Annotated in this window: 4 protein-coding genes and 3 pseudogenes; 2 read left to right on the forward strand and 5 right to left on the reverse strand. The window is 47.4% G+C overall.

The window, feature by feature from the left end; all coding sequences use genetic code 11:
• Positions 1 to 125: pseudogene (locus VSX56_RS20255) on the reverse strand (IS110 family transposase); the annotation flags it as partial.
• A gap of 136 nt (positions 126 to 261) precedes the next feature.
• On the opposite strand from VSX56_RS20255, the pseudogene VSX56_RS20260 reads away from it, so the two are divergent.
• Positions 262 to 555 (forward strand): annotated as a pseudogene (locus VSX56_RS20260) (integrase core domain-containing protein); the annotation flags it as partial.
• A 146-nt stretch (positions 556 to 701) separates the two neighbouring features.
• Here the strand turns inward: VSX56_RS20260 and VSX56_RS20265 are convergent.
• Genes VSX56_RS20265 through VSX56_RS20275 form a run of 3 tightly spaced genes read right to left on the reverse strand, consistent with a single transcriptional unit; the run spans position 702 to position 3,624 of the window.
• Positions 702 to 2,879 (reverse strand): putative bifunctional diguanylate cyclase/phosphodiesterase, encoded by a 2,178-nt coding sequence (locus tag VSX56_RS20265; protein ID WP_350939334.1) that lies wholly within the window; start codon positions 2,877 to 2,879, stop codon positions 702 to 704.
• Positions 2,876 to 3,262, reverse strand: a complete 387-nt coding sequence (locus VSX56_RS20270) for an SET domain-containing protein-lysine N-methyltransferase (protein ID WP_350939335.1) — start codon at positions 3,260 to 3,262, stop codon at positions 2,876 to 2,878. Before VSX56_RS20270 ends, VSX56_RS20265 begins: the two co-directional genes overlap by 4 nt.
• A gap of 35 nt (positions 3,263 to 3,297) precedes the next feature.
• Positions 3,298 to 3,624 (reverse strand): hypothetical protein, encoded by a 327-nt coding sequence (locus tag VSX56_RS20275; protein WP_350939336.1) that lies wholly within the window; start codon positions 3,622 to 3,624, stop codon positions 3,298 to 3,300.
• Positions 3,625 to 3,925: 301 nt separating this feature from the next.
• On the opposite strand from VSX56_RS20275, the gene VSX56_RS20280 reads away from it, so the two are divergent.
• Positions 3,926 to 4,258, forward strand: coding sequence for an H-NS family nucleoid-associated regulatory protein (locus VSX56_RS20280; protein WP_350939337.1), 333 nt, complete (start codon positions 3,926 to 3,928; stop codon positions 4,256 to 4,258).
• Positions 4,259 to 4,562: 304 nt separating this feature from the next.
• Here the strand turns inward: VSX56_RS20280 and VSX56_RS20285 are convergent.
• Positions 4,563 to 5,398 (reverse strand): annotated as a pseudogene (locus VSX56_RS20285) (IS5 family transposase); the annotation flags it as partial.
• Between the last annotated feature and the right edge of the window lie 215 nt (positions 5,399 to 5,613).

Here is a 5,613-nt window from a genome sequence, read left to right on the forward strand (position 1 = left end):
TTCAGAACTGTCAAACGGCGACGCCGCTTTCTACCCGGAACAGCAATCAAAACCTCATGGCGGGCCTTTGCGATATCAATCGCCACCAAAACAGGCTCAGCCTGTGCAATAGTCGTATCGGTCATAGTCGGTCTCCCTTGCGGTGTGGTTGTGCAAAACCACTGTAGGGATCTGAGACCCGGCTATGATCACCTGCTGCGCAATTTGGGGGCTGCGCAGGCAATCATAGCCTCTAAATCAACGACATTCCGAAGGTGTTACGGCCCTGAATTCACTGCCACCAAGCTGCGCAACTGGATTGAGGCGGTGGGTGCCAAAACGGCCTATATCGAGCCGGGATCGCCCTGCGAGAATGGTTATGTGGAGAGCTTCAACGCCAGACTTCGCGACGAGTTACTGGATGGGGAGGTGTTCTACACGCTGAGAGAGGCCCAGATCCTGATCGAACGCTGGCGCAAGCATTATAACACGGTGCGCCCGCATAGTTCCCTCGGCTACCGCCCACCCGCACCCGAGAGCATCGTGCCCGTAGACCAAAGGCCCACGATGCACTAACTTTTAAACTGGACCACTCAAGTGGGGCAGACCATATAGGCAGATCAATCCTCAGATGAAGCCAGTGTACTTATAAGCAACGTATGGGAGATTAGTTCCTAACGATACGATACGGCAAGTTAGTAAGTATCCACAAAAATAACTTATCAGAGGCTGCGCGACACTGGATAGCTAATTTGATCGGCACCGATATATCCAGTTTGAACGCTTTCACACGGTTTCGGTTTTCCATAAAGATAACCTTGAAGGTAGTTAACTCCAAGCTTGGATAAAAATGCCGCATCCGCAGCCGTTTCAACGCCTTCGGCGACGATTTCCAAGCCCATCGATTTTCCTAAGCCAATGATCGAATGTATCATTTTTTTCCTAGTCGAGCTACTTTGCGCCGCCATTACGAAAGATCTATCGATTTTAAGTCTATTGAATGGCATATGGGTAAGATAGGCAATTGACGAAAATCCAGTGCCAAAGTCATCAAGTGCTATAATGAAACCATACTCCGATAGCAGTTTCATTTCTTGCGTCAAAGTCGAGCCGATTAGAACAGATATTTTCTCAGTAACCTCAATCTCAATTCTATTAGGAGAGAGTCCATAACTCGAAATTCGGTTATAAAATTCGTTGGCAAACCCTGGAGTCATCAGCTGGTTCGGTGACACATTCACACTGACCGTACAGTCTGGAAGCATCTTCATATCTTCACAAATTAAGTCTAATAAGTGCCAACCTAGGGCAACTATTAAGCCACTGCTTTCAGCGACACTTATAAACCGATCAGGCGGTATAGGTCCCAAGGAGGGCGAATTCCAGCGAGCCAAAGCTTCGAACTTATTAAAGCAATTAGGGTTCAATGGCGTCACAATAGGCTGGTAATGTATGTCAAAAGCCTCTTTATTATCAAGGCATTGTCGGAGGCTTGCTTCAATTCGTCGACGATCGTTGTCATCATTCTCCATTTTTTCATCATAGAAGTACGTCGCCATAGAATTAAGGGATTTGGCGAGGTACATAGCAAAATCAGAGCGACGAATTAATTCCTCAATCTCAATACTACCATTTTCCGAAATCGACGCCCCTTTTGAAAATACGACGTCAAAATTGAAACCATTAGAATGGATAGAGCTGGATGCTATTTCATCGAGCAGAAGAAGCTTCTGGTGAACGCTTCGATAAATATTGGAATTGCTTGAAACAGCAATGAAGAATTCATCGCCTCCATACCGAGATACTATAGTGTTCCCATCAGTAAGGCGATTTAGTTCTGCGGCAAACTTCTTAAGGAATTCGTCCCCACCCAAGTGCCCAACGGTATCGTTGATTTGTTTGAAGCGAACTAAATCCAAAGCGATTATGCCGATGGATCCGTGCTTCGACTTTGAGTGGATCCACTCACGGAACGCTAGACGATTTGGCAAATTGGTCAGCGGATCTCTTCTCGCATCCGCGAAAGATACCGACTCCTGATTGATGAGTACGTTTGCTTGCGCTCTCAACAATACAGCTGCAGTCCCAGTTAAACCGATGAAGACTATACTTATAATCATCATCAACGGGAATAGTTTCCAAAAAAGATGCTGCCCCGGTGTAGGCGGATGCCAGACCAGCCAAGCTAAGGGTTCGTTACCAATGTCAAATAATTCAAGCGAAGCCATTCCAGTTTTTGGCTTAACCACACTAAACTCAAGTGATCCTAGGGATAGCTCACTAGCTATTTCGCTCAAACGTGCAGGTTCAATAACCTTTCCGATCACGGCGATTACTAGCTTTTCGTCCCGCGCTTGATCTTTTAGCACCTCAGATTCTGGCAGTAGATATGAAGCACTGAACGTAATAAGCTTATGATCTAAAATACCATAGAAATCGAATGTTTCCCTATTATTCGGATTTAAATTTTTTACGTTCTGACGAATAATATCAAGTGTAGAATTCGATAAGAACCCATCTTGAGGCGTAAGCCCATTGCCCGCAGTCCAAGAAAGCGTGTTATTTAGCTGACCATCAAAAAGCATTGCATACTGAAATATATCGCCACGGTTTGCACTAATACCGTAGTTTGAAGCTAGTTTATCAACTTCATTCCGCATAGCGTTAAGATAGAGATCATCCCAGTTATGATAATCACTCGCGATAATTGATACTTGCTCCCGAAGAGAGCCAAAACGACTTTGAACTTTTTCGATTGAGTCAACATGAGCTTCTTCATCTATCGAAATGCTGATGAAGTGAAGCGATAGCCAAAGCGCGGCTAAGGTGCCACACAGTATAGCGGCAACTAACAAAACTATCTGAGATGGAAGTGTGCTAGTGGTTTTCAGAGAATTCATGCTGCTATCTTTTGTAAGTCATCCCAATAACGAACAACATTTACGTCACTGTAGTCACATGTCAGTTCTGTTCCTGGACGGAGATCGCGCGCCGCAATCATTCGATCACCTTTATCAATCAGGCTCGGCATATCACTGTGGTTCATGAAAATGTCCCCGTCATTGCCCAGTCTGAAGACTTGGAGCTCTTCAATGTATTCCGCATGCATCAAAACTGTTTCGATCAGCTCTTTAGGCATCTCACCTAAAGCTCTCAACGGAATATCGGTATCGAACTTCGGCTCATGCCGCCAAACTATAGTGCCGGCTGAAATGAATTCACTCGTAAACAGCCCGAGCCCATGTATACAACTAGGTTTAACGTGGTGAGATACCAGAAGCATTTTAACGACCCATGGTTAACAAAAGGTTAGCCTACTTAAGCATTTGAGTTCATTAGAATTGTAGACACTATTGCCGCACCTATTCCCGCGTACTGTTTGGGAGTAAGTGTCTCGCCAAAGAAAAAAAGTCCTAAGCCCAGCAGGGCTACAATGTTCGCGGCATTATAAACTACAGCGATGTAACCTAAATTATGGTTTTGCATCAATATGACCCAACCAAACGAAGTCAGCGCATAGGTAAATGCTCCAAGTGCTAACCATGAGTTGAAGAGAGGTGTTGTTTTCAGAGACGCGTTTTTAAGGGCGTAATCGCCACCAATCGTAAGAATAATTACGAGCGCTACCAATAGGTATGTTTTCATTTTACTGACTCGCTTGCTGAGCTGTGGCTATAACAAATCATGCGGCAACATGCCTTATGAAAGGTTAATAGAGACGGCATGATTATATAAGAGTTTCTTGCGCAAAGCGGATTATATAAACTCTGACTATCACAAAAGAAAAGCTTTCAGCGCAGCTGTATTTAACGATGCATTATGAATAGTTACACTGTTTCCTATTGAAGCGCGCAACCGTTAGGTCATTTATTTAAGTCTTGTAACCTAGCTTGTATTTTTCTATTTGTTCTAAGCAGTGAAGTTACTGTCTTATTGGGGCTAAGGTATGGCAAGTATTGACGTTAGTAAGCTTTCGATTGAAGAGCTCAAAGAGCTCCATTCTTTAGTTGAGAAAAAGATGCGTGATTCACGTAAATCCCAACTTGAATCGTTCGTTAAGTCATTGATGGAAGAAGGTGCTTCTAAAGGATTTTCCGTCAGCGAAGTCGTGTCAGCAATAGTGAATAACGCTGATACTAAAGTCCGGATATCGCGAAAGAATAAAGCCGAAAGAAAGAGAATCGTTCATCCAGAAAATCCATCCATTTCGTGGAATGGCCTTGGTCGACGCCCTAAGTGGCTTTCTAAAGTGGCCAACTACGAGGATGAGTCGACGTAACTCCCTTCTATTTTTTGCCCGTCCTGCTTGCTGAATTTTGAACCCGGGTAGTTGTAGACCTGCCACAGGATTTCTCTTCAAGCATCGATTGGTGTCTGCCTCAACTTGAGGACGGACAACGAAGCGAACGAGATTTATCGACGAGCAGATCACGGGCATTCGGGCGGAGCATGCGGCAGGCTCGAAGTAAGCGTGTCCGTGACTGAAGAATTCAATATATAATGAAAATTTGTATAATCGGCAGGCTAAGCTTGGCGGCATGATGGGGCTTGTTGCGCTATTCGGCCTACAGGGCGAGTAGCCCCTATTTCCTCTGACTTGAGGCCACGGCTTCGATCTCGAACCATCCGAGGGCCGAGACGCGGTTTATGACTGCGATACGGGTCTGGATTTCGGCGGTCTGACGGTCGAGATCTCGTGACATGACCCGATCGCTGAGGGGCCTGAGGCAGTTCACTTTAGCCTCGACGCGACTTTGCGTGTGATAGGCTGCCCATTTCTTCCAGATTGACCAACCCAAGCCGCGTGTCGCCCTGAGGTTTTATTGCGCGAGACCGCAGCCGCGCAGTCCTGCTTCCAGGCTCTGCCATCGCGACGGATCTTAATGATCGGCTCCGCTCCGCGTTCGAGGATCGCCGGATGACATCGACGTGTATCGTAAGCGCCGTCCGCAGTGACTGTCTCAATGTAATCTGGGGTCGGGATCTGCGACAGCAATTCCGGCAGGATCGCGCTATCGCCCTGCCGGCTCGATGTGCATTCGACTGCACGGACGCCCCCCTTCGAAGGGTCCATCGCGAGATGGACCTCACGCCATTCGCGTCTGCGCGTAGCGCCTTGCTTGCGGGCCAGGAATTCACCGTCGCCGCGGGAACGGATGCCGGTGCTGTCTATTAGAAGGTTCAGAGACTGACCGGAGCTCCGATACGGAATCTGCACCTTGACCCGGGCCTAACGCCGACAAAGCGTAGAATAGTCGGGTACGGGCCGGTCGAGACCCGCCCTGTCGATCAAGCTCGCCAGCAGCCCGACTGTCTGACGAAGCAGCAAGCCGAACAACACTTTCAGTGTGAAGCATGTCTGGATCGCCCAGTCAGAAAAGACCTTCGGATGCCCGCGCTTCCCACTGTGCTCTGCGTGCTAGATCATCTAAGGATCGAGCCATTGGTCTTGCCCCACTGAAGTGGTCCACCTTTTGGGATAGTTTATCCCGTATGATGGAGGAGTACTTAGATGGCAGGCAAACGCGAGAAGCCGGAAGACATTGTCATGAAGCTGCGTCAGGTGGAGGTCTGTGCCAGGGACAAGGTGCGAAGCTGGCGGATGCGGTGCGCCAGATTGGCGTGACCCAACAG

The sequence above is a fragment of the Thioclava kandeliae genome (genome assembly GCF_040297545.1).
Taxonomy (GTDB): domain Bacteria; phylum Pseudomonadota; class Alphaproteobacteria; order Rhodobacterales; family Rhodobacteraceae; genus Thioclava; species Thioclava kandeliae.